Origin of the sequence: Staphylococcus sp. HMSC055C03, assembly GCF_001809385.1 — a bacterium.
GTDB lineage: Bacteria > Bacillota > Bacilli > Staphylococcales > Staphylococcaceae > Staphylococcus > Staphylococcus simulans.
Genome location: NZ_KV797516.1, coordinates 2,228 through 2,660, shown reverse-complemented (window position 1 = coordinate 2,660; position 433 = coordinate 2,228). Strand labels below are relative to the sequence as shown.

Genomic DNA, 433 nt, shown 5'->3' with positions numbered 1-433 from the left:
CGACACAAACGGTGAAAGATACAGTAGTTCCAGCAGTACCAGTAATCAACACAATCGAAGCGGGAGCTAAAGTAGTAAACGGAACAAGCGAGCCATTAAGCACAGTGACATTGACATTGCCGGATGGTAAAACAACAGAAGTTAAGACAGATGCAGACGGCAAGTGGACAACAGAATTGGCAGAACCATTAACACATAACGCAGTGATCAAAGCAGTAGCTTCAGATGTGGCGAACAACAAATCATCAGAAGCGACACAAACGGTGAAAGATACAGTAGTTCCAGCCATTCCGACAATCGATAAGCTTGAAGCGGGAGACAAAGTAGTAAACGGAACAAGCGAACCACTGAGCACAGTGACATTGACGTTGCCAGACGGTAAAACAACAGAAGTAAAAGCAGATGCAGACGGCAAATGGACAGCAGAATTGGC

At 45.3% G+C, this 433-nt stretch carries 1 protein-coding gene; it reads left to right on the top strand.

The features are described 5' to 3' along the window. On the top strand, positions 1 to 433 hold a 433-nt coding region (locus tag HMPREF2603_RS12890; RefSeq protein ID WP_261676394.1), incomplete at both ends, for an Ig-like domain-containing protein.